This is a genomic window from Opitutus sp. sgz309028, from assembly GCF_059821195.1.
The window spans coordinates 1-959 of sequence record NZ_JCAMRR010000012.1 but is presented as its reverse complement, the minus strand read 5'-3'; the positions used below and the strand labels follow the sequence as shown (position 1 = coordinate 959).

Here is a 959-nt window from a genome sequence, read left to right as displayed (position 1 = left end):
GAGCGTGTCAGAAAGTTTGTGTGTGGATCACTGAAATGAAAGGACAAGACAGTGACCACGAAAGAGAAGCAGCTGCCGTATGGCGGCTTGGATGTGAAGTTATTGGATGAGCTGATCAAGCAGTGCCAGGGCCCGGAACAGATCATGGGCCGTGGTGGGTTGCTCGAGCAGCTGACGAAGGCGGTGATGGAGCGAGCGCTGCATGGCGAGCTGACGCATCACCTCGGATACGAAAAGGGTCAGCCAACGAAGCCGGCCGAAGAGCGGGATAACTGCCGCAATGGGACTACCCCGAAGACGGTAATAACCGACAACGGGAAGGTAGAGATTGAGGTACCGCGCGATCGCAATGGCTCGTTCGAGCCGCAGTTGATCCGGAAGGGCCAACGTCGGTTGGAAGGCTTCGATGAGAAGGTGATCGCGATGTACGCGCGCGGCATGACCGTGCGTGAGATCCAGGGCTTCCTGCTCGATCAGTACAAAGTCGAGGTATCGCCGGAGTTTATCAGCTCGGTGACCGATGCGGTCACCGAAGAGGTGACGGCGTGGCAGAACCGGCCGCTGGAGGGGATGTACCCGGTGGTCTTCTTCGATGCGCTGCGGGTGAAGATCCGCGACGAGTCCATCGTCCGAAACAAGGCCGTCTACTTCGCGTTGGGCGTCAGCGCAGAGGGTCGGAAGGATATCCTGGGCTTCTGGATCGAGCAGACCGAAGGGGCCAAGTTCTGGCTAAAGGTCATGAACGAGCTCAGCAATCGCGGCGTCCGCGACATCCTCATCGCGGTGGTCGACGGGCTGAAGGGCTTCCCAGAAGCGATCACGACGGTGTTCCCGCAGACGACGGTGCAGACTTGCATCGTCCATCTGCTGCGGCACTCGTTGTCGTTCTGTTCCTGGCAGGATCGGCAGCCCATCGCCCGGCGCTTGAAAGCCGTCTACGACGCGCCGAACGCCGAAGA

General features: G+C 59.7%; 1 protein-coding gene. It reads left to right on the top strand.

From position 1 onward, the window contains the following. Window positions 1-111 precede the first annotated feature (111 nt). Window positions 112-959: IS256 family transposase (locus AC6RV7_RS21105; protein ID WP_500096189.1), on the top strand; the 848-nt coding region annotated here is incomplete at its 3' end.